The organism is Streptomyces sp. NPDC060027, assembly GCF_042737005.1.
Taxonomy (GTDB): Bacteria; Actinomycetota; Actinomycetes; order Streptomycetales; family Streptomycetaceae; genus Streptomyces.
In genome coordinates, this window is sequence record NZ_JBHWVI010000033.1 from 1 (window position 1) to 20,932 (window position 20,932).

16 protein-coding genes and 6 pseudogenes are annotated in these 20,932 nt (G+C 69.5%); 14 read left to right on the plus strand and 8 right to left on the minus strand.

Annotation, left to right across the window (positions count from 1 at the left end; translation table 11 throughout):
* Positions 1 to 14 precede the first annotated feature (14 nt).
* Positions 15 to 122, minus strand: a pseudogene (locus ACFWBT_RS11465) (sheath polysaccharide-degrading enzyme); the annotation flags it as partial.
* Between the two features lie 387 nt (positions 123 to 509).
* On the opposite strand from ACFWBT_RS11465, the gene ACFWBT_RS11470 reads away from it, so the two are divergent.
* The 4 genes from ACFWBT_RS11470 to ACFWBT_RS11485 all read left to right on the plus strand — a co-directional run bounded on the left by ACFWBT_RS11470 (position 510) and on the right by ACFWBT_RS11485 (position 4,280).
* Entirely contained in the window at positions 510 to 2,036 is a 1,527-nt protein-coding gene (locus ACFWBT_RS11470) for a flavin monoamine oxidase family protein (RefSeq protein ID WP_385698375.1), read from the plus strand.
* 178 nt (positions 2,037 to 2,214) lie between these two features.
* The gene (locus tag ACFWBT_RS11475) at positions 2,215 to 3,153 is read left to right on the plus strand and encodes a PAC2 family protein (RefSeq protein WP_385698315.1); all 939 of its coding nucleotides are present in this window, start codon (positions 2,215 to 2,217) and stop codon (positions 3,151 to 3,153) included.
* Positions 3,154 to 3,240: 87 nt separating this feature from the next.
* Positions 3,241 to 3,849 carry a dephospho-CoA kinase gene (coaE, locus tag ACFWBT_RS11480; RefSeq protein ID WP_385698316.1) on the plus strand — a complete coding sequence of 203 codons (609 nt, stop codon included), beginning with the start codon at positions 3,241 to 3,243 and terminating at the stop codon, positions 3,847 to 3,849.
* A gap of 50 nt (positions 3,850 to 3,899) precedes the next feature.
* A complete protein-coding gene (locus tag ACFWBT_RS11485) occupies positions 3,900 to 4,280 on the plus strand; it encodes a tetratricopeptide repeat protein (protein WP_266757566.1) in 381 nt (126 codons plus the stop codon).
* 102 nt (positions 4,281 to 4,382) lie between these two features.
* Here the strand turns inward: ACFWBT_RS11485 and ACFWBT_RS11490 are convergent, their stop codons facing one another.
* Complete coding sequence (locus ACFWBT_RS11490; RefSeq protein WP_385698318.1) at positions 4,383 to 4,694, minus strand: DUF6343 family protein; 312 nt, start codon at positions 4,692 to 4,694, stop codon at positions 4,383 to 4,385.
* Positions 4,695 to 4,787: 93 nt separating this feature from the next.
* Here ACFWBT_RS11490 and ACFWBT_RS11495 point away from each other — a divergent pair, with 93 nt between their 5' ends.
* The 3 genes from ACFWBT_RS11495 (at position 4,788) to ACFWBT_RS11505 (ending at position 7,213) form a co-directional block, all read left to right on the plus strand.
* Entirely contained in the window at positions 4,788 to 5,774 is a 987-nt protein-coding gene (locus tag ACFWBT_RS11495) for an acyltransferase domain-containing protein (RefSeq protein ID WP_385698319.1), read from the plus strand.
* A 120-nt stretch (positions 5,775 to 5,894) separates the two neighbouring features.
* Positions 5,895 to 6,584 (plus strand): class I SAM-dependent methyltransferase, encoded by a 690-nt coding sequence (locus tag ACFWBT_RS11500; protein WP_385698321.1) that lies wholly within the window; start codon positions 5,895 to 5,897, stop codon positions 6,582 to 6,584.
* 176 nt (positions 6,585 to 6,760) lie between these two features.
* Positions 6,761 to 7,213 carry a DoxX family protein gene (locus tag ACFWBT_RS11505; protein ID WP_356470388.1) on the plus strand — a complete coding sequence of 151 codons (453 nt, stop codon included), beginning with the start codon at positions 6,761 to 6,763 and terminating at the stop codon, positions 7,211 to 7,213.
* A gap of 81 nt (positions 7,214 to 7,294) precedes the next feature.
* Here the strand turns inward: ACFWBT_RS11505 and ACFWBT_RS11510 are convergent, their stop codons facing one another.
* Positions 7,295 to 7,969, minus strand: a complete 675-nt coding sequence (locus tag ACFWBT_RS11510) for an RNA-binding S4 domain-containing protein (RefSeq protein WP_385698323.1) — start codon at positions 7,967 to 7,969, stop codon at positions 7,295 to 7,297.
* Positions 7,970 to 8,308: 339 nt separating this feature from the next.
* Here ACFWBT_RS11510 and ACFWBT_RS11515 point away from each other — a divergent pair, with 339 nt between their 5' ends.
* Together ACFWBT_RS11515 and ACFWBT_RS11520 are read left to right on the plus strand one after the other, a co-directional pair.
* Positions 8,309 to 9,067, plus strand: coding sequence for a uracil-DNA glycosylase (locus tag ACFWBT_RS11515; protein WP_385698325.1), 759 nt, complete (start codon positions 8,309 to 8,311; stop codon positions 9,065 to 9,067).
* Positions 9,068 to 9,076: 9 nt separating this feature from the next.
* Positions 9,077 to 9,238 (plus strand): annotated as a pseudogene (locus ACFWBT_RS11520) (prolyl aminopeptidase); the annotation flags it as partial.
* A gap of 40 nt (positions 9,239 to 9,278) precedes the next feature.
* Here ACFWBT_RS11520 and ACFWBT_RS11525 read toward each other — a convergent pair.
* The 3 pseudogenes from ACFWBT_RS11525 to ACFWBT_RS11535 all read right to left on the minus strand — a co-directional run.
* Positions 9,279 to 10,511 (minus strand): annotated as a pseudogene (locus ACFWBT_RS11525) (tyrosine-type recombinase/integrase).
* 137 nt (positions 10,512 to 10,648) lie between these two features.
* Positions 10,649 to 11,457, minus strand: a pseudogene (locus ACFWBT_RS11530) (bifunctional DNA primase/polymerase); the annotation flags it as partial.
* A pseudogene (locus ACFWBT_RS11535) lies at positions 11,454 to 11,582 on the minus strand (DNA methylase); the annotation flags it as partial. The pseudogenes ACFWBT_RS11535 and ACFWBT_RS11530, both read right to left, overlap by 4 nt.
* Positions 11,583 to 12,425: 843 nt before the next feature.
* Between ACFWBT_RS11535 and ACFWBT_RS11540 the strand changes: the two are divergent.
* Positions 12,426 to 14,048 (plus strand): S41 family peptidase, encoded by a 1,623-nt coding sequence (locus tag ACFWBT_RS11540; RefSeq protein WP_385698326.1) that lies wholly within the window; start codon positions 12,426 to 12,428, stop codon positions 14,046 to 14,048.
* A gap of 115 nt (positions 14,049 to 14,163) precedes the next feature.
* Here the strand turns inward: ACFWBT_RS11540 and ACFWBT_RS11545 are convergent, their stop codons facing one another.
* A complete protein-coding gene (locus ACFWBT_RS11545; RefSeq protein WP_385698327.1) occupies positions 14,164 to 14,604 on the minus strand; it encodes a hypothetical protein in 441 nt (146 codons plus the stop codon).
* Positions 14,605 to 15,295: 691 nt separating this feature from the next.
* On the opposite strand from ACFWBT_RS11545, the pseudogene ACFWBT_RS11550 reads away from it, so the two are divergent.
* Positions 15,296 to 15,884: pseudogene (locus ACFWBT_RS11550) on the plus strand (hypothetical protein); the annotation flags it as partial.
* Here the strand turns inward: ACFWBT_RS11550 and ACFWBT_RS11555 are convergent.
* On the minus strand, positions 15,878 to 16,294 hold the full coding sequence (locus tag ACFWBT_RS11555) for a RidA family protein (RefSeq protein ID WP_385698329.1): 417 nt from the start codon (positions 16,292 to 16,294) through the stop codon (positions 15,878 to 15,880). The pseudogene ACFWBT_RS11550 and the gene ACFWBT_RS11555 sit on opposite strands and share 7 nt — an antisense overlap.
* A 264-nt stretch (positions 16,295 to 16,558) precedes the next feature.
* On the opposite strand from ACFWBT_RS11555, the gene ACFWBT_RS11560 reads away from it, so the two are divergent.
* The 3 genes from ACFWBT_RS11560 (at position 16,559) to ACFWBT_RS11570 (ending at position 20,915) form a co-directional block, all read left to right on the plus strand.
* Entirely contained in the window at positions 16,559 to 17,377 is an 819-nt protein-coding gene (locus ACFWBT_RS11560; protein WP_385698330.1) for a nucleotidyltransferase domain-containing protein, read from the plus strand.
* A 152-nt stretch (positions 17,378 to 17,529) separates the two neighbouring features.
* The gene (locus ACFWBT_RS11565) at positions 17,530 to 18,267 is read left to right on the plus strand and encodes a hypothetical protein (RefSeq protein ID WP_385698332.1); all 738 of its coding nucleotides are present in this window, start codon (positions 17,530 to 17,532) and stop codon (positions 18,265 to 18,267) included.
* Positions 18,268 to 19,013: 746 nt separating this feature from the next.
* Positions 19,014 to 20,915 carry an FUSC family protein gene (locus tag ACFWBT_RS11570; RefSeq protein WP_385698333.1) on the plus strand — a complete coding sequence of 634 codons (1,902 nt, stop codon included), beginning with the start codon at positions 19,014 to 19,016 and terminating at the stop codon, positions 20,913 to 20,915.
* Positions 20,916 to 20,932: the final 17 nt, after the last annotated feature.

A 20,932-nucleotide genomic window follows, 5' to 3' on the forward strand; every position in this document is an offset into this window, starting at 1 on the left:
TCTCCGGGAGGGCGTCAGGGCGTCACCGTGATGCTGGTGAGCCCCTTGCCGCCCGTCACCGTGTTCGAGGCGTACACGGTGATCCTGCGGCGCGTGCCGTAGTTGGCGCCGGTCGGACCGCTGCCGTCGAAGGCGCACACGCCCTCGCCCATGCCGTGGCCGCCGTCGCGCCGAGCAGGGGGATGAGAAGCGTGCGTCGGATGCGCATGGAGGCGGTGGCCTTCCCGTCAGGTTTGCAAGAAATATGTTCTCGTACATGAACTTCGGGTTCCCATCTGAACGTAAGAGGGTTGCGGGGTCACGTCAAGGTCTGGATCAGGCCGGTGTGCAGGGAGGGAAACGTGGTAGATACACGAGTAACTGCAGGGCCGTAACAGGCCGTTGCCAGGATCCCCGGGTCATTCAAGATCGTGAGGGGAGTCGAAGGCATGGCAGCACACGAGCGATCGACAGCGGCGAGTCGGCGGGCGTTCCTGCGCAACGTCGGTCTGACCGGCGGCGCGGGCGCGATGTTCGCCACCATGGGAGCCCTCGGCCTCGCGCCCACCGCGCAGGCCGCCCAACGCGAACAGCCCTTCCGCGCACCGAAGTCGGGCGATTTCACGCTCTCCGGGAGGGGGGCCGCGAAGGTCGTGATCGTAGGCGGCGGCATCGCGGGTCTCGCCTCCGCGTACGAGCTCGGCAAGGCGGGCTACGACTGTACGGTCCTGGAGGCCAGAGACCGCACCGGCGGCCGCAACTTCACCGTGCGCGGCGGTGATTCGACCACCGACCTGTACGGCAACAAGCAGACGGCCCGGTTCGGTGAGGGCCAGTACATGAACGCCGGTCCGGCCCGCCTCCCGCAGTGGATGGTCACCCTCGACTACTGCCGGGAACTCGGCGTCCCCGTCGAGGTGTTCACGAATACCAACGCGGACGCGTACCTGTACAACGAGTCGGCCGGCATGACCAAGCCGATGCGCCACCGGACCGCGAAGGCCGATGTCTACGGCTACGTCTCCGAGTTGCTGGCCAAGGCCACCGACAAGGGCGCCCTGGACAAGGAGCTGACGGCCGCCGACCAGGAGAGGCTCGTCGAGTTCCTCAAGGACTTCGGCGAGCTCGGCGACAAGCTCACCTACGAGGGAGGTCCGCGCCGCGGCTACACCACCGTCCCCGCCGCCGCCGGAACCCCGGGCGTGCTCCTCGGTGACGTCCCCAGCGCCTCCGAGGTCTTCGCCTCCGGCGTCGGCCGGTACTTCTCCTTCGAGTTCGAATTCGACCAGGCGATGCTGATGTTCCAGCCGGTGGGCGGCATGGACCAGATACCCAAGGCGCTCACCAGGGCGATCGGGGCCCACCGCATCCGTACCGGAGCGGCTGTCTCCCGGATCACCGACAAGGGGAGTGGCGTCACCGTCACGTACACCCAGGGCGGGCGCACCAGGACCCTGGACGCCGACTTCTGCATCGGCGCCCTGCCGCCCAACATCCTCGCCAGGATCCCGCACAACCTCGGCTCCGGCGTCCAGAGCGCCCTGGAGGCGATCACCCCGCAGTCCGCGGGCAAGATCGGTCTCGAATACCGGTCCCGCTGGTGGGAGCTCGACCACCGGATCTACGGCGGCATCACCGAGACCGACCTGGACGTCACCCACATCTGGCACCCCTCGTACGGCTTCCACGGCCGGCGCGGAGTCATGATCGGCTACTACAACTACGGCTCCGACGCCGACTCGTACGCGAAGCTCACCCCCAAGGAGCGCGAGAAGCGCGCGGTGGCCGCCGGCGTGAAGATCTACGGCGAGAAGTACCGCACCGAACTCGACTCGTCCTTCTCCCACCACTGGCGCCAGACACCGCACCTGGAAGGCGCCTGGCACAACACCCCCGGCGGACCCGACGACGTCCGCTACAAGCCGCTGAACCGGCCCACCGGGCGGGTCTACTTCGCGGGCGACTGGCTCAGCTACGCCGACGCCTGGCAGCACGGCGCCTTCACGTCCGCCCGCAACGCCGTCACCGCGCTCCACGCGCGCGTGCTGTCCTCGTAACACAGGTGTGCTGTGCTGGTGGCGGTCCGCCGACGGTGCCCTCATCGTCCCCGGAACTCCTTCCAGCCGCTCGTGGAGGCCGAGAGACCGGCACGAGGCAGCGGTGCGGAGCACGGGACGGGAATGTCCGTGCTCCGCACCATGTTGTGCAGTACGAACACGAGGAGGAGCGGTCACAGTGCTTGATCCGCAGGGTTTGTACGCATGGGAGCCGAAGGGCCTGGCCGTGGTCGACATGGCGCTCGCCCAGGAGTCGGCCGGTCTTGTCATGCTCTACCACTTCGACGGATACATCGACGCGGGCGAGACCGGCGACCAGATCGTCGACCGGGTGCTCGACTCGCTGCCCCACCAGGTCGTGGCCCGCTTCGACCACGACCGTCTCGTGGACTACCGGGCCCGGCGCCCGCTGCTGACGTTCAAGCGGGACCGCTGGACCGAGTACGAGGAGCCGACGCTCGAGGTCCGGCTCGTCCAGGACGCCACCGGAGCGCCCTTCCTGCTGCTCTCGGGACCCGAACCGGACACCGAGTGGGAGCGCTTCGCCGCCGCCGTCCAGCAGATCGTGGAACGGCTCGGCGTCCGTCTCTCGGTGAACTTCCACGGCATCCCCATGGGCGTCCCGCACACGCGCCCCGTGGGTCTCACCCCGCACGGCAGCCGCACCGACCTGGTGCCCGGCCACCGCAGCCCCTTCGACGAGGCGCAGGTCCCCGGAAGCGCCGAGTCCCTCGTCGAGTACCGCCTCATGGAGGCCGGTCACGACGTCCTCGGTCTCGCCGCGCACGTGCCCCACTACATCGCCCGCTCCCCGTACCCGGACGCGGCGCTGACCGTCCTGGAGTCCATCACGGCCGCGACCGGTCTGGTGCTTCCCGGTATCGCGCACGGCCTGCGGACCGAGGCGCACCGCACCCAGACGGAGATCGACCGGCAGATCCAGGAGGGCGACGAGGAACTCGTCGCGCTCGTCCAGGGTCTTGAGCACCAGTACGACGCCGCCGCGGGCGCCGAGACCCGCGGCAACATGATCGCGGAACCGGTGGAGATCCCCTCTGCGGACGAGATCGGCCAGGAGTTCGAGCGGTTCCTCGCGGAGCGTGAAGGCGAGGGCTGACCCCTCTTCCCGGGCTCCTGGACATCCGGATGCCCGGGGCGCTCCCTGGCGGACGGCCCGTCAGTGGCAGGCCCTAAGCTGCGGGACATGCTGAAGGTGGGCCTGACCGGTGGTATCGGCGCCGGCAAGAGCGAAGTGTCACGGCTGCTCGTCGAGCACGGCGCGGTGCTGATCGACGCGGACAGGATCGCGCGCGAGGTCGTCGCGCCCGGAACTCCCGGGCTGGCGGCGGTCGTCGAGGCATTCGGCGAGGACGTGCTCGCTCCGGACGGCAGCCTCGACCGGCCGAAGCTCGGCTCGATCGTCTTCTCCGACCCGCGGCAGCTCGCCGTCCTGAACGCGATCGTGCACCCCTTGGTCGGCATCCGCTCGCGCGCACTGGAGGACGCCGCCCCCGAGGACGCCGTCGTCGTCCATGACGTGCCACTGCTCGCGGAGAACGGCCTGGCCGCGCTGTACGACCTCGTGATCGTCGTCGACGCCCGCCCCGAGACCCAGCTCGACCGCCTCGTCCGCCTGCGCGGCATGACGGAGGAGGACGCCCGCGCCCGCATGGCCGCCCAGGCCCCGCGCGACAAGCGCCTGGCGATCGCGGACGTCGTCATCGACAACGACGTACCCCTGGACGAACTGGAGCGGCGCGTACGGGACGTATGGGCCGATCTCGTGCGCAGGGCCCGCCGGCCCCAGGAATAGCGGCCCTCGCCAGGGGCGTTGAACCCTTGCAGCGAGGGAAGGACTCTGCCGTGCCCGAGACCAGCGGATCGACCGGACGTACTCCGGAGACGCACGTCATCGACTTCCGCGCCGCCGAGCAACTGCTCGCCGCGCGCGACCCGCGGGGCGCGGTGAAGCTGCTCGACCCTGTCATCGCCGCGCATCCCGAGAACACCGCGGCCCGGCTGCTGCGCGCGCGTGCCTTCTTCGCCGCCGCGCAACTGCGCCCCGCCGAGCTGGAGTTCACGATCGTCCTGGAGCGCGAGCCGGACAACGCGTTCGCGCACTTCGCGCTCGCCCGGACCTACGAGCGCCAGCGACGCCCCGAGCAGGCGATGCGCCACTTCAGACTGGCGGCCGCACTCGACCCGAAGCCGCAGTACCTGAAAGCGGCACGGTTCGACGCGTAGCAGGTCCACGCCGGGGAGGCCGGCGCGGCCCGTCGGCTTGCGGCGGAGGCGTTCGCGGCTCCTTGCGCGCGACGCCGCCGATCAGGGCGCCGCCCGGCCGCTTCAGGGGTGCGACGGCTTCGACGGGGGGCGGCGCCCCGGCGGCCGGTACGGAGACCGGTCGTCCACGGGCTCGTACGGCGGGACGTCACGGCCCGGCTGGTAGTGCGGGCCCTGCCTGATGTGCCGAAGGATCATGGTCATGTCGACGGTGACGATCACCCAGAGCAGGCCGCACGCGGCCGCCCATCCCGGCCGCCCGGCCAGAATGAACGCGACCGTCCCGAAAACGGCCCAGATCAGGCCCCAGACACTCAGCCAGAAGCGCATCCGCAGAGCACTCCGCGCTGTCACCGGTTCACTGCCCGTACGCATCAGGATCACCACTCCTACTGGGAAACGTACTCTTCGTGGTGCACGTTCACCAAGGGAGAGCGGTCCGGACGGCGGCCGCCGGGGGAGGCGACGGTGCTGCTGAAGGCGCTGCGGGCGGACGCGGGGCTCGCCGAATGGCTGAGGGACCTGGAGGGTGAGTGCCCAGCCCCGCGGGAAGCGGCGCTCCCGGACGCCGACATGTTGCCGGACGTCCTGCTCGACCTGTCCGTGCCCCACGAGCACATCAACGAACTCGTCGCGCTGCGCGACCGGTTGGCCGCGGACCCGGAGGCCATGACCCTCCTCGCGCGCTGCGTCACCCGCTTCGTCCGGGACATGGGAGAGATCGGCAAGGGCTGGGAGCCGCCCGCCTTCCCCGCGACGACGGGAGCACTCGGACGCTGCTTCCACCTGTACGTCTTCGTCGCGGCGTTGCCGCACGTCCGCGCCCATCACCGTGAGCGCGGTGTCCCGGAGGACGTCTCCCGGCACACGCTCGCCGACCTCGGCCGGCATGTGTCCGTGCACCACAGAAAGGCCGGCGGCCCCGGACTGCTGTTCCCCTGGTGGACAGCCCTGCACTTCCACGGTGAGCTGTTCCAGCTCGGCCGGCTCCAGTTCCAGCGGGCGCTGCTGGGGCGGCGCACAGGCCGTGCCGTCGCGGCGGCGGGGCTGGACCTGGGCCCCGGCGACCCCTGCCTGAGCCTGCACATCACCGACTTCCGCGGCCCGCTCTCCCCGTCCGCGTGCGACCGTTCGCTCGCCCTGGCGCGGGAGTTCTTCGCCCGCCACTACCCCGACGAGCGCTACGAGGTCGCCGTCTGCAACTCATGGCTGCTCGACCCGCAGCTCAAGCGGTATCTGCCGGCCGACTCCAACATCATCCGCTTCCAGGACCGCTTCGACATCGACCGCGAGGAGACGAGCCCGGACGACTCGGTGCCCGTCGGCTTCGTCTTCGGCGATCCGGAGCTCCCGCTCGACGAACTGCCGCGGCGCAACAGCGTCGAGCGCGCGGTGGTGGACCATCTGAGCGCGGGCGGACATTGGTACGGAGGGCGCGGCTGGTTCGCGCTGTAGTCCGGCCCGCCGTGCCCCGGGGGACACGGCTCCCGCTCGGACCGGTGTCCCTCGAACACGTCACCCGAACGAGTGATGGGGAGAGGGAACGGGCTTACGGGAGCCGTCCGTTGGGCGGGTATGAGGATCGAGAAGCGTCAGGGATACGAGGGCACGGGACCCGGTGCCATCACACCGGACGGCTGCGCGGTCGAGCTCTACACCCGCCTGCCCGTCGGAACCGAACCGGACATCATCACCGCCGCGGTGCCCGCCGCCGCGCATGTCCTGGAGCTGGGCAGCGGGGTCGGGAGGATGACCCACCCGCTCCTGGAGCTCGGGTTCACGGTCACGGCGGTGGACGAGTCCGCCGAGATGCTGGAGCACGTCCGCGGGGCGCGCACGGTACGCAGCACCATCGAGGACCTGGATCTCGGCGAGACGTTCGACGTGGTGCTGCTGGCGTCGTTCCTCATACACGCCGGGGACGTCCGGGTGCGGCGGGCGCTGCTGGACACCTGCGTCCGCCATGTCGCCGACGACGGCTGCGTGCTGTTCCAGCGCGAGGGCGAGGACTGGCACACCGATGTGCCGCGCGAGCGCACCGACCCGTCCGGTCTCGCCGTACGCATCGTGTCCGCCGAGCCCGTCGGGGACGGGGTCCACTCGGTGCGCGCGGAGTACGTGTTCCCTGACGCCACCTGGACCCAGACGTTCCTGTCGCGCCCGCTGACGAAGGACGCGTTCGAGGAGGCCCTGGGGGAGGCGGGCCTGAAGGTGGACCGGTATCTGACGGACGACGGGGTGTGGGTGAGGGCGGTGAAGAGGTGAGCGGCTCGGCACGAGGGGAACGGGACCGCCGGGGAGGCCCGGCGGCCTGGTGAGCCTGCGGAGCGGGCCTGCGCCGACCGGGCGGCACGAACTCCGCTCCGCACCGATGAGTTCCCGACCGGCCCCCGGTCTATCTCCGTGAAAGCAGCAGCCACCGCTTCACACAGGAGACCACCGTGTCCGAGACCACCCTTCCCCTCGCCACCACCGCTCAGGCCGCCGCCACGCCCCGCTCCCGCCGTGCTCGTATCTCCCTGACCGTCCTTCAGGTCGTCCTCGGCCTCTTCTACGCGTTCGCGAGCGCTCTTCCCAAGCTGATCGCCCACCCCTCGGCCACGGAGTCGTTCGACAAGCTGGGCTGGGGCCACACGGGCATGTACATCATCGGCGCCCTCGAACTCGCGGGAGGCATCGCCCTGTTGATCCCGCTGCTGGATTCGGTGGCCGCGGTGGCGCTCAGCGCGCTGATGGTCGGCGCGTTCATCGTCAACGTCACCGTCGTCCACGGTCCGTACGTGGCGACCCCGCTCATCCTGATCCTGCCGCTCGCCCTGATCGCCTGGGCCCGGCGCGGCCACACGACCGAACTGCTCCGCCTGGTACGCCGGCGGGTGGGACGCCAGGTGTGACGACGCGGGAAGGACGAAGGGCTCCCCCGGGACCGGGGGAGCCCTCGACGTCGTACGACGGCACGTGGGCCTTCCGGAGGTTCAGGAGCCCGAGGTGCCGGAGGAACCCGACGAACCGGAGGAGCGGGGACCGGCCCAGGGAGGACCGCTCCAGCGGGGACCGGCCGAGCGTCGGGAAGTGCCCGCGGACCCGGTCGCTCCCGTCGTGCCGGTGGACGGGCCGGAGGAGCTGACCGGGCCGGACGAGCCCGTTTGCATCCCCCGCAGACGCTCCAGTTCGCGGCGGTCCCGCTTGGTCGGGCGCCCCGCACCCCTGTCCCGCAGGCCCGCCGGGGCCACGGCCTCGCGCGGCGGAGGCGGCGGGCTGTTGTCGACATAGCACTCGACGGCGACGGGCGCACCGACCCGCTTGCGGATCACGCGCTTCACGACGACGACCCGTTCCCGGCCCTCGTGCCGCAGGCGCACCTCGTCGCCCACGCGGACCGAGTACGCGGGCTTGACGCGCTCGCCATTGACCCGAACATGACCGCCCCGACAGGCCGTGGCACCCATCGAACGGGTCTTGACGAGACGGACGGACCAGATCCAGCTGTCGACCCGCACGCTCTCGCCACCGGCGGGCCCGGCAGCGGCGGCGGCCTTGGCGGCGGAAGCGGCCCCGGCCGTGGCCGCGGCGGCCTCCGTGTCGCCCGAGCCGCGCGCGCCGCCGGCACCCGCGTCCTTCATCTCCCCGTCAGCACCCTGAGAAGCCATGTCTCGACTCTAATGCCCGGGGTCCGCCGCACCGCATGCCTTTTCCGTCGCACGGACCACCCCGGATGCGTGGTCCCCCGAGTACGCCGAGGCCGGCGAGTGAAGCCGTTCCGGGGAACAGCGGAGGGGAGTGGGGAACGGGCGGGGGCGGACCGGTCGTACGGTGGTGGCGTGGACAGCGGCGGTCCGAACGAAGAGAGTCCGGAGGTTTCGGCCGGGGGGTCGGTCTCAGCCGGTCCGGAGGTTGCTCCCGGTCTGGAGGTTGCTCCCGGTCCCGGGGTTCCCCCTGGTCCGGAGGTTTCCCCCGGTCGGGTAGCTTCGGCCGGTCCGGCCGAAGGTGTGGCCCGCCCGGCCGATCTCGCCGGGCTGGACGCTCGGATCGCCGGGTGCCGGGCCTGCCCGCGGCTCGTCGCGTGGCGGGAAGAGGTGGCCGCCACCAAGCGGGCCGCCTTCGCCGACCAGACGTACTGGGGGCGTCCGGTGCCCGGGTTCGGCCCGGCCGACGCCTCCGTCCTCGTCGTCGGGCTCGCACCTGCGGCGCACGGCGGGAACCGGACCGGGCGGATGTTCACGGGGGACCGGTCGGGCGACGTGCTCTACGCGGCGCTGCACGACGTCGGCCTCGCGTCGCGGGGGACCTCGGTGAGCGCGGACGACGGACTGGAGCTGTACGGCGTACGCGTCACGTCTCCCGTGCACTGCGCGCCGCCCGCCAACAAGCCGACGCCCGAGGAGCGGGACACCTGTCGGCCCTGGCTCGTACGGGAGCTGGAGCTGCTGCGGCCCACGCTGCGGGCGGTGGTCGTCCTCGGGGGCTTCGGCTGGCAGGCCGCCCTGCCCGCCTTCTCCGGGGCGGGGTGGACGGTACCCCGGCCGCGTCCGGTGTTCACGCACGGGGCACGGGTGACGCTCGCACGGCGACCGGAGCCGGACCCCACGGTTGCCGTCTCCGGCTCCTCCTCCATCGAGCTCTTCGGGTGCTTCCACGTCAGCCAGCGGAACACCTTCACCGGGCGGCTCACGCCCGCGATGCTGGGAGAGGTACTGAGCGCGGCGGCGGAGGCGGCGGGGCTGACGACCCGCACACCGTCGGGTTAGCCTCGCGCGATGGGTCTGTATCCGGAGATCGAACCGTACGACCACGGCACGCTCGACGTCGGTGACGGCAACCGTCTGTACTGGGAGGTCTGCGGGAACCCCGACGGCAAGCCCGCGGTCATGCTGCACGGCGGTCCGGGCTCCGGCTGCGGTCCTCAATACCGGCGCTACTGACGCTACTTGCATCTTGACCTGCGCGTTTCCTCCATCCTCAACCCCCCTGGGCCGTCGTGGGGCCGTCATCGGTCTTCGGGCCGTCCTCGAACGCGCGGTTCACCGCCTCCCGCGTGCGTTTCTCGCTGCTCGGCATCAGGTGCGTGTACGTCCGCAGGGTGAAACCGGGGTCGTGGTGTCCCAGGTACTCCGACAACGCCTTGATGCTCTCCCCCGCGTCCAGCAGCACGGAGGCGTAGAAGTGCCTCAGCGCGTGCATGCCGTTTTCCCTGCCGCGCGGGATGCCCGCCTTGTCGAGAGCGGGCCGCCACGCCTTGAGGTTGAAGGTAAAGCGATTCACCGCGCGCCCGCCGGCGTTGGGAAGAGGAGGGACGCCGTGACCGGTGAGCCGTCGACCGACCGCCACGGCAGCGTCACGGCCAGGGGCGGATGCTGCGCGATATGAGCCTGAAGTGCGCGAGCGACACTCTCCGGCAGGGGGACCGTACGCGCCTTGCCGCCCTTGGGAAGCACGAACACCCGCTTCGCGGGGCTGAGTTTGACCTGACGGACGATGTGAACCACTCCTTCGGCGAAGTCCACATCGTCAACGGCCAGGCCAAGCACTTCTCCATGCCGCATGCCGCACCCGCCGGCCAGGTCCACCACGGCCCGGTACCGCTGTGGAAGTGCCGAGCGCACGGCCAGCACGCGCTCAGGCCCCCACGGCATGATCCGACGAGGCTCCACCTTGGGCGCCTTCACTGAGGACGAACGGCACGGGTTGTGCGGGATCAGGCGATCGGCAACGGCAGCCGCCAACATCGCGTTGAGGTTCGAAAGATGACACGCTGATAGGAGGCGGCCACCCCCCGTCTTCGAGCTTCCGCAGCCACTCACGGATGTGAATCGGCCTCAGCGAGTCGAGCGAGCGGCTACCCAGATACGGCAGGACGTGCAGGCGGATGCGCATCTCAGTGCTCACGAACGTGCCAGGGTCCATCGTGAGGGACGCCAACCACCGTTCGGCGTGCTGCCGCACGGTAAGGCGACCGGCGCGCGGGTCGATGTACTGCCCGCGCGTCATGTCCGCCTCGATGCTGGACAGCCATTTCTCAGCAAGTCGCTTCTGCCCATCGGGGAAGCTCATGGACTTCTCGGTGCCGTCGGGGCCGATGTACCGGACCCGGTAGCGCAGGCCGCTGCCGTGGCGGACGCTCTTGACGCGGACGGTCTTGCCGTCGGAGTTGGTCTCGGTCTTGAACCAGCGGTCTTGGATGTGGCCGGCCATGTGGCGGTGATCCTCTCAACACGCAGCAGGGGGAGCCGCTGGGTGGCGGCTCTACCTGCTGTCTGCGGTGAGTGTTGGGTTAGGCGGCGTCGTGGTCGGTGCTTTTGCGTTCGGCTACGTGAGCGAGCACGTCGGCAGGTGCGGGCGTTGGTCCATGCGTCGGTGCAGTGCCGGGCCGATTCCCCCTTGCTCTGCGCAGCGGTGAACAACCGTGCGACGTGGGCATCGCTGAGGCAGCCGCACCGGCCGTGCGTGGACAGCGCAGCGAGGAAGGTCCGGTAGACGGTGGTGTGTCCGCACCGGAAGCCGCGGTGATGTGCTGCTCCGCCATGGCGATCCCACGGTGCAGGTACATGGGCGTGCGGTGAGGGCACTCCCCGCCCCCGGCCAGTGCGGGCGCTGTGATGGCCGCCGGCCGGACCGTGGCGAGTTCCTTCACGGTCAGCGCGCGAACGACGTCCGGCAGGACCGTGATGGCGCCCGTACCGGGACCGAGCCACCGCGCGTAGGCCACCGTGGACTTGATGTCGACGCCGGGCCGTATGGCGTTGGTGGACTGCATGACGCCCCGGTAGAGCCAGTGCTCACCCCGTGTCGTCTGCACGGTTCAGGTGGCGGGCAGGCTCGCACGGGCCCACGCGATGGCTTCCGCGTTGTCGAGGTCGACGACGGTGAGGCCGCCGCCGCCCGGGTGATAGGCCACCGCCGCCGCCTCCCGCCAGACCCCTGCCCACGTCGGCGAGTTGATGACACCGTGGTCAGTGGTGGCGGCGGCCCAACCGTGGCACGGGTGCGGGCAGGTGCAGGAACCTGGGGTCTTCATGTTGGGCCGGCCGCCGCACGTGTCCTTTGCGCAGGCCGGGCAGTTCCCGAACGGCACCTTGCCCTTGCGCACAGGCACGCCGTCTGCTGCCAGGCGGAGGGTGGTGTGAAGGTGCTCGCTCATGCCGCCACCCTCAACGCGGCCTGTGCCAGGAAGGCGCGGCCGATCCATTCGGTGTAAGCGGGTGGGATGGCTTCGGTCAGTTCCTCGCGGACGTCGGTCCACGTGATGCCCATGGGAAGCGTCAATCGTTCGGTGGGTCAGACCGCCGAGCGATGCCGCACAGTGGCGCGCTGCAGCTTCGGGAGCGCGGTCGTGTTCGTCATGGTGCGGCACCTGGACGCCAGGGACCACGCCTGCTCCACGGTGTGTGGGTCGACGGCGTACGGGATGGAAGCAGGAGTGAGCGGTGGGTTGAGCGAACCCACAAGACGCGGACTCTTAAACCTGTTAAGGGCTGTCCCGCAATTCCTGGTGGATCAGCGTGGCGTCAGATGCGGTGCATCGCAAGGCGGAGGGTCGTCGGCACACTGGGCGTATTCGGGCGATCCGACAACGCGGCGTGGGGGTCCCCCTGCTCGAAGAGCTTGGGGGAGTGCCGTAGCTGTCGTCGTGCGCCCGCCGGGGATTACGGGACAGCCCTTAGGTGGCTGTTGGTGCTCCCAATGGCGAATGACGCAGCCTCGACTACAGCGGTGATAGGTCACCCGATCGTGGTGAAGAGTGAGGGGTGTCGGCCCCCCGGACCTGCCGGCAGCCGTCTCGGTGACACCTCCAGCCTGAGCCGTCTGTGTGACCGTTACAGCCACGGCTGGAGAAAGAGCAGGCAGCTCTGGACCAGAATTTCTGCCGTTCACGGTCGTGGGCCATTCGGATGGGGATGCATGAAGTGCTGTGTGTCATTCCGGTCAGCACGGTATTGAGCAGACGATAGCCCTGAGCAGAACGAGCACTGAGTAATCCCCCCCGACATTGATATGTACTCAACCTCCCGCGGAGACACGATGAGTGCCCAGCCTGACAGACCTACACGTGGACCCGCAGCCCATAGTGCCGAGCGCGCGCATGCCCGACTCGACACTTCAAGGGAGTTGGCAGATTTTGTTCAGACCGCAGGCTCGCTGAATTTGGACGAGCGGCGCCTGATCGTCGGCCAAGCATTGATCCTACTGGAACAGAACTATGTACATCTCCCGTTGAAAGCGGCCATGTACGGCGTGAATCCTGTTCAACGGTTGCGCGTTCTCCAGCGACGCATGGAGAAGCAAACGGAACAGGCAATGCCTCCCGAGTGGAAATTCCACGCCGAGATCTCGGAGATCTTCCTTTCCCTTAAAGATCTACATACGAACTATCTACTCCCGGAGCCGTTCACCGAAAAGGTGGCATGCCTGCCGTTCTTGATGGAGGAGTACGCAGACCAGCACGGCTCCAAGTTCATGGTCACCTATGTCTCCAAGGGCTTTAGTGCCCCCGGATTTGCTCCCGGGGCACTGGTCACTCATTGGAGCGGCATCCCCATCTCGGTTGCGGTCGAACTCAATGCCTCACGCTTCGCCGGGAACAATCTCGCGGCACAGCGTAGTCGCGGCGTGCAGTCGATGACTATCCGCCCATTGATGGTGCATCTTCCCCCATTCGAACAATGGGTGACCGTCAGCTACATCGGGACGGACGGAAATCATCGGGAGATGCGTGAAAGGTGGCGACTCTTCGATAACCCGCCCGGGCCAGTTGATACGGGTACCGCCAGCTCCGCCGCGGTCTCCCAGGCTGTTGACATTGATACACAGGAAACGAACCGAGCCAAAGTAGCATTGTTTGCTCCACGGGTTCTTGTCCAGCAGAGCGCGGCTGCTACTGGCCGGCCTATTCCGGAATTGCGCCCCGGTGAGATCGCCACAAGAAACCCGATCGTTTTCCGAGCTCAGGAAGTCAAGACGTCTTCCGGGGTCTTCGGGCATCTCCGTATTTTCACCTTTGAAACCGATAATCCAAAAAGTTACGTGGAGGAGTTCATTCGCCTCGTGCATCTTCTCCCGGAGCGGGGGCTGGTCCTTGACGTCCGTGACAATGGTGGTGGCGATATGAGGGTCGCCGAGTGTCTTCTGCAGGTCCTCACGCCGCGCAAGGTGGCTCCCGAACCCGTTCAGTTCTTGAGCTCTCCGCTCAACTTGCGGGTATGCCGAGCAGCACATTCTCTAGGCATCGACTTCAGTGCTTGGATTCCTTCGATGGATCAGGCTCTCGAACTAGGGGCCGCCTTCTCCGGCGCCTATCCTGCTACATCCCTTGCGGCTGCTAACACAATCGGTCAGAAGTACTTTGGTCCCGTCGTCCTTGTCACAAACGCGAGATGCTTCTCCGCGACCGACATCTTCGCAGCTGGCTTCCAGGACCATGAGATCGGGCCCGTGCTCGGCACCGATCAGAACACCGGTGCCGGGGGGGCCAACGTGTGGACTCACGACGTCCTATGCGATCTCATGGCCAATGATCCGACCTCCCCCTATGTGCCACTACCCAAGGGGTCGGGTATGCGGGTTGCTATCCGCCGTACTTTGAGGGTCGGCGCGCAGTCCGGCACGCCGGTCGAGGATCTCGGGGTGACGCCAGACAAGGTCCACCGGATGACTCGGCGGGATCTCCTGGAGGGCAACACCGACCTCCTCAACCGCGCCGGCCGCATGCTAGCGGCGGAGGGTGGAGCTTGAACATCTAGGTCGACAACTGGGTGTGGGCGTTCATCGACGTATTTTCGACGTCACCGCCCCGGAAGTCCTTTCAGCGTACGGCTCGTGTCGAGAGCCTCTGCGACGGACGCTGCTATTACTGCTGCGGGTCCCAAGGGCCTTCCGGCCAGGTGTCGTCGGGCGGACGCCGTGGGTACTGGGGAGGGGTGCCGCAGGCAGAGGCCATGAACCTTTCGAGGTGGCGCTGAGGACGGCTCATGTCGAAGGGGTCTTCCTGCGATTCTCCCTGCTGCTCCCTCGGAGGAGCAGGGCGACGCCGCTCGTCACGCTCGTTGCGACTGCCGTTCGGCCTTTCCGTCGTATAGGTCATTCGCTGTCGCAGAGCATCTTTCATGGCTTCGATCGGTTCCACACTCAATGCGATCGAGTGACATCCGCGGGCGGCAAGTTCCTCGACTACCTCGTCCCACAGATCGTTCTGCGAGATTGTCCGTACCGCGAAGACGAATCTCTTCAGCGAGACAACATTCATGTTGAGAATGTTGACCTCGGGCGGCGATATTTCCTCAGTCGACATGCTACCTCCTGCACTGTGGCCGACATGAAGCAATGGCGACCGGATCGACCGGACATTCTGTCGCGGGCCGCGCCATCAGATAACCATGAGCAGTTGCGCGCAGCCATGGGGACGCGGCCAGATGAGTGATACTTCGCGCCAGGGGTGTGTCGCTTCACACTCCTCGCCTTTGCTGCTTGGCCCATCTTCAGAAGCGTCGGCAATTACGAAGCGGTCCGCGGACCCCTCTGACGGCACGTACATAATTCGCCCTTCGCCGCTGAATCACCGCAGCCTCCCACGCGAGTCAGCTGAGCACGAGGCGTTCGCGCGAAGACTTTTAAGCAAGGCAATGACATCCATCTCTGACATCAACAAGAAGGGATGGCGGCGTACCGAGGCAGCCGCTCTTGGATTCGGCGCCGCCTTCCAGCACCGAGGTACGGGGTAGGCATGGCTGCCGGACCGAACTTACAAGGCGGATGTCAACGGTTCGGAACTATCCATGCTCCAAAATGAGATGGCCTCGTCCGATCAAGGCTGAGGGGCTTCGTATCGGACTCTCAACAACAGTGGCAGCCCTCCACCGCGTCTGTGGGCCGTCCGAGGCGGCCCACGACGGCCCACAGACGGCCAATGACAACGGGCTACAGTGCTGTCCCCCAGGGGATGCGGGGCAGCACTGCACCCCACCGCAAGGCCAGTTCGATACCGGCGCTACTGCGACCCCGCCACGTACCGGATCGTGCTGCTCGACCAGCGCGGCAGCGGCCGTTCCACGCCGCACGCCGCCGCGTACGGGACGGACATGGCCGTCAACACGACGGCCCATGCGATCGGGGACCTGGAGCTGCTGCGACGGCAACCTCGCCGCCGCGTACAACCGGTTGCTGGAGTCGCCCGACCCCGAGGTGCGGGCGCGGGCGGCGCGGGCCTGGACCGACTGGGAGACGGCGACCGTCCCGGCACCCCCGCGTTCGGTGGAGCGCTACGAGGATCCCCGCTTCCGGATGGGCTTCGCCCGCACGGTCACGCACTACTGGGGCAACGACCACTTCCTCGGGGACGGGAACGATGAGGGTGTCGTGATCCGCGACGCGCCCCTGTTGAAGGGGATCCCGGGGACTCTCGTGCAGGGCAGCCTCGACTTCGGGAATCTGCTGGGCACGGTGTGGCGGCTCCACCATCGCTGGCCCGGCAGCGAGCTGACCGTCGTGGACGACGTCGGGCACACCGCGGGGGCGGCCGGTGTGGTGGACGCGCTGGTGGCGGCGACGGACAAGTACGCCTCGCGTCAGTGAGCCGGTGCGGCCTCGGGTACGACGGCGGTCGCCGTGATCTCCACGAGCTGGCCGGTGTACCCGAGGCAGGCCACCCCGAGCAGGGTCGAGGAGTGCGGCCCGATGCTCAGCCCGGATGCCTCGACGATGTCCCAGACCGCGGACAGTACGGCGGGTTCACCGCTGACGACGTACACATCGGTCGACACGACATGGGCCATGTCGCTTCCCACGGCGCGCAGTTGCTCGTCGAGGTTGGCCAGCACCTGCCCGGCCTGCCGTACGGGATCGCCCGCGCCGACCAGCTTCCCGTCGGCGTCGAGCGGCACGGACCCGGCGAGGAAGGCCAGCTTTGTCCCCGCCTCGACGACGGACGCGTGCGCGTAGACGGGCGGCGCGAAGAGGCCGGGAACGGTGACGCGCTGGACCATGGAGGTCTCCCTGTCGAGGGGGTGAGGGACAACCTGCTGATGGTGCGGGTTCGGCGCGGGCGCCCGCATCCGAATTACCGCTCCTTACCCGGAAGGCCGAACCGAGGCAGGTCCGCCTGGTCGGACGGCCGGGCGGCGGCGGGGCGGCCTGGTCGACGTGGGCCGGGGCGACCCGGGCCGAGCCGGTGTCGACGTGGACCAAGGCGCCCCCTGCCGTTGGATACCGGGTCGACGCCGGTGTCACCCCGGCGGCATCCTCGTCCCATGCACACCGAGAAGCGGAGGTCTGTGCCGGTGAACGCGGACGACGAGAAGTTCCTCGCGCACGTCGCCGACCGGCTCGCCGCCCTCCCGGCCGTCCGGGCCGTGGCCCTCGGCGGTTCCCGGGCCCAGGGCACCCATGGTCCGGACAGCGACTGGGACCTGGCGGTCTACTACCGGGGCGCCTTCGACCCCGACGACCTCAGAGCCGTCGGCTGGCAGGGGGAGGTCTCCGAGATCGGCGGCTGGGGCGGCGGAGTGTTCAACGGCGGTGCCTGGCTGACCATCGACGGGCGCCGGGTCGACGTCCACTACCGGGATCTCGACGTCGTCGAGCACGAGGTGGCGGAGGCGCGGTCCGGCCGTTTCCGCGTCGAGCCCCTCCTGTTCCACCTCGCCGGAATCCCCACCTATCTGATCGTCGCCGAACTCGCCGTCAACCGTGTCCTGCGCGGCGACGACCTGCCGCGCCCGCGTGTCTACCCGCCCGAGCTGCGCGCCTCCGCCTCCGCACGCTGGTACGGCACCGCGCGGGCCACCCTCGCCTACGCGAAGGCCCACCACGCGCCCGCCGGCCGGCTCACGGAGGTGGCGGGAGCCCTGGCGACAGCCGCCATGCAGACCGGTCACGCGGTGCTGGCGGCGCGCGGGGAGTGGGTGACGAACGAGAAGAGGCTGCTGGAACGGGCGGGACTGCGCGGGGTGGACGACCTCGTGGCGGGCGCGCGGCCGGATCCCGGATCCCTTGTCTCCGTCGTCTCCGACGCCGAGGCGTTCTTCGGTGCGGCGGTGGAGTCGGAGTCGTTCTCCCCGCAGGGGTGAGGGAGTTGTCTAGGGTTGCGGACGTTTGTCGCCGCGGGGCAGAGGGCGCCTCTCTCGGGGCCGATCCCGAACGGGGCGGAGACCGCGCGGGGAACCGGCGGGGGCGAATAATCCTTCGAGTGATCCGGTCCGACGCTGCTACGGTCACCGACGTGGCGAAACTCAATCAGATCATCGCAGTGGAGAAGGGCATCAAGTCCAAGTCCCATCAGGACCTGACGGCTGCTCATCATGGCCTGCAGAAGCCGGCGTTGCTCGCCGGTATCTCGCGGACGTATCAGCCGAAGGACGAGGAGGGCGAGCAGTTGCCGCCCGAGTCGACCCGGGTCCAGGTGCAGGCCGAGGACGTGCTGCGGGACACCGCGGCCACGCTCACCCGGCTGTTCGACGTGACCGCCACCAAGGACTGGGCCAACTGCACGGCGAGGGCCGATGTGTCGGTGGACGGGCGGGTGCTCGTCGCCCAGGTGCCGGTCTCGTATCTGCTGTTCCTCGAGAAGCAGCTCACCGATCTCAACACCTTCGTACGGAAGTTGCCCGTCCTCGACGCCTCCGAGTCCTGGGTACGGGACCCGTCCACCGACGCCTGGAAGACCGAGCCGGTGCGGACGCTCCGTACGAAGAAGGTGCCTCGGAACCACGTCAAGGCCGAGGCCACCGAGAAGCACCCGGCCCAGGTCGAGGTGTACTACGAGGACATCCCCGTCGGGTACTGGACCACCGTCAAGTTCTCCGGCGCCCTGCCCGCGCGGCGCGTGAACGAACTCCTCGACCGTGTCGAGAAGTTGCAGCAGGCGGTCAAGTTCGCCCGCGAGGAGGCCAACGGCGCGGACGTCGTCGACCAGCGTGTCGGGGACGCGGTTTTCGGCTACCTGTTCGCACAGGGGTAGCCTCTGAACTCCCCGGCCACCACGCACCACGGCCGGGGTGCGCGAGGAGCGCAAGCTGAACCTGAAGCTTGTCGTGAATGCACGGTTCCAGTGGAGGTTCGAGTCCTCCCCGCGGCACCAAGCGGCACTCCGGATCCACGGAGTGTCCACGCGCCGCGGTAGCCCAACTCGGCAGAGGCAGACCGTGATCAATCTCAGACTCTTGCTCCAGACTCAGTATTCGCCGCCGATCGCCGGATCGACCGGGCCCAGGCCCCAGTACGTCGAGATGCTGGTTCAAGTCCAGCCCGCGCAGCTCGATGCGTGGTGGTCCAAAGGCAGGACGCGGCGACATAACGACTGACCTGGGTCCTCAAGCGTGCCGGCGTGCGACATGGTGGCATCACAGGGTCCGGGGGCCGGCTACGCCCTCGGACCCGCTCCCTCGCCCCACGCGCGACCACACCCTCCCGGCCCGGTGACCCTCACCTCGCCGCCGCACGGACCTGATGTCGCACGGACCTGATGCCGCACGGACCTGATGCCGCGCGGACGCGTCGCCGCACGGACCGGTTGCTGCCGCACCTCGCCGCGGACGCGTTCACGCGGTGATCGCCTCCACCGAGAACACGGTCCTCCTGCGGAGTTTCACATCGTGGAAACGCTCACGTTCTCTTCCCGCGCGCACCGCGCACTACCCTGGTAACGACACGAGCCCGGCCGACGTCGCCCGAAGGCACCCTCCGCCCTCGCCCGACAGGAGCCCCGTGCGCCGCCTCACCCTTCTCGCCGTACCACCCTGGCTCGCCCACGCGCTGCGCGCGCAGCGCGGACCCGTCCCCTGGAACGCGGTCCTGCGGGGGGCCCTCGCCGCCGGGCCGCTGCTGCTCGTGGCCGTACTGAGCGGTCGTACCTCCCTCGGAGTGGTCGCCGCACTCGGCGCCATGCTGGCGGGGATCAACGACCGGCCCGGGAGCCGACGGGTCGCCGTCGAACGGCTCGGGGTGCCCGCCCTCGCCGGGGCCGCCGGCCTGCTCTTCGGGTCGTACGCGGGACAGCACACCGGCGCCGTGACGCTCACCCTCGTCCTCACCGCGCTCGGACTGCTCGCCGGCGCCGTCAGCGCGATCGGCCCCGTCGCCTCCGGGGCCGGGACCCAGCTCCTGGTCACCTCGGCGATCGGCGCCGGGATGCCGCTGCCCGAACCGGGATGGGAGCGCGCGCTGTTCTTCCTCGGCGGGGCCGGCTGGCTGCTCGCGGTGCGGCTCGCCCTGCCCACGACCGCGGTGAACCCCGGGGACTACCGGTTCGACGGGGAGCGGGACGCCGTCGGCGGCGTGTACGACGCCATCGCCCGGCTGCTGCTCGCCGCGGGCGGACCCGACGCGACCCGGCGGCGCGTCGCGCTGACCGCCGCCCTCGACCACGCGCAGGACGCGCTCACCGGGCCGCGGATCCGGCGATACGCGAGTTCCGCGGCCGAGCGGCGACTGCACGCGCAGTACGCCGCCGCGCTGCCGCTCGCCGAGGCCGCGACCGCGCTCGCCTGGTCGGGCGAGGCCGTGCCCGCGCGGGCCGCCGAAGGCCCCCGGCGGCTCGCCGTCGCCGTCCGGACCGGCGCGCCCACCGGGCCGTTGCCGGCGCCCGTCGTCCCCGGTGCCCGGTCCGGCCCGCACGGGAGCACGTCCGTCGTGCCCGCGCTGCGCGCCCTCCACGACGCCCTGCTGGGCGCCGCCGAAGCCTTCGACCGCGGCTTCGGGAACGCCCTGCACGCCCGGCGGCGCACCGTCGGCTCCCTCGTACGCACCGCTCTCGGTTCCGCGGGGCGCGAGTACGGGATCCGGGTCGCCCTCTGCTTCGGCGCGAGCGTCGCGGTGGCCCAGGCCCTGCACCACGCGCGCTGGTACGGCAACCACCCGCACTGGTACTGGCTTCCCGCGACCGCCGTCTTCCTCGTCAAGCCCGATCTCGGGCCGCTCGCCTCGCGCGTGCTGTGCCGGGCGGCGGGAACCGTCCTCGGCGCGGTCGCCTTCGCGGGGCTCGCCGTCCTGCTGCCGCGGCCGGAGGGACTCGTCGCCCTGGTCGCGGTCAGCGGCGCCCTCATCCCCGTCGCCACCCGGCACTTCGCCGCGCAGACCGCCGTCGTCACCGTCCTCGTCCTCGCCCTCGTGATGGTCGGCGGCGAGCCGCAGGCCTCCTGGAACCGGATCGCGGAGACGCTGCTGGCCTGCGTGATCGTGCTCCTCGTCGGGCATCTGCCGACGCTCGGCCAGCGCGGTGGGACCGTACGGGCGAGGCTCACCCGGGCCACGGAGGCGGCGGACGTCTATCTCGCCCATGTGCTGAGCGACGGCACGGCCGGTGACCGCACGGGCCGCTGGGTCCTGCGCCGGGAGGCCTATCGCGCGCTCGCCGAGGCCCGTGCCGCGATCGACCTCGCCGCCGCCGAACTCCCCGCCCTGGCGCGGCACTCCGAGGGAACGGACGAGGTCGCGTCGACCCTGGAACGGCTCGTCGACACGACCACGGCGTGCGCCGTGCAGCTCGACGACACCGGCCGGCTCACGCCCCGGCACACCGACCGGATCAGCGAACTCCTCGGCGAACTCGCCGAGCGCCGCGAGCACGCGGGACTCCGGGCGGCGCCCACGCGGCCGGTCGCGGTGTGAGGCCACGGAACCTGTCG

What these genes read in the sequence shown, in the direction of transcription:
- ACFWBT_RS11545 (WP_385698327.1), bottom strand. Translation starts at nt 14,604, where the DNA reads ATGTCGACTGAGGAAATATCGCCGCCCGAGGTCAACATTCTCAACATG.
- ACFWBT_RS11470 (WP_385698375.1), top strand. Translation starts at nt 510, where the DNA reads ATGTTCGCCACCATGGGAGCCCTCGGCCTCGCGCCCACCGCGCAGGCC.
- ACFWBT_RS11510 (WP_385698323.1), bottom strand. Translation starts at nt 7,969, where the DNA reads ATGGCTTCTCAGGGTGCTGACGGGGAGATGAAGGACGCGGGTGCCGGC.
- ACFWBT_RS11555 (WP_385698329.1), bottom strand. Translation starts at nt 16,294, where the DNA reads ATGGTCCAGCGCGTCACCGTTCCCGGCCTCTTCGCGCCGCCCGTCTAC.
- ACFWBT_RS11560 (WP_385698330.1), top strand. Translation starts at nt 16,559, where the DNA reads ATGCACACCGAGAAGCGGAGGTCTGTGCCGGTGAACGCGGACGACGAG.
- ACFWBT_RS11500 (WP_385698321.1), top strand. Translation starts at nt 5,895, where the DNA reads ATGAGGATCGAGAAGCGTCAGGGATACGAGGGCACGGGACCCGGTGCC.
- coaE (WP_385698316.1), top strand. Translation starts at nt 3,241, where the DNA reads ATGCTGAAGGTGGGCCTGACCGGTGGTATCGGCGCCGGCAAGAGCGAA.
- ACFWBT_RS11490 (WP_385698318.1), bottom strand. Translation starts at nt 4,694, where the DNA reads ATGCGTACGGGCAGTGAACCGGTGACAGCGCGGAGTGCTCTGCGGATG.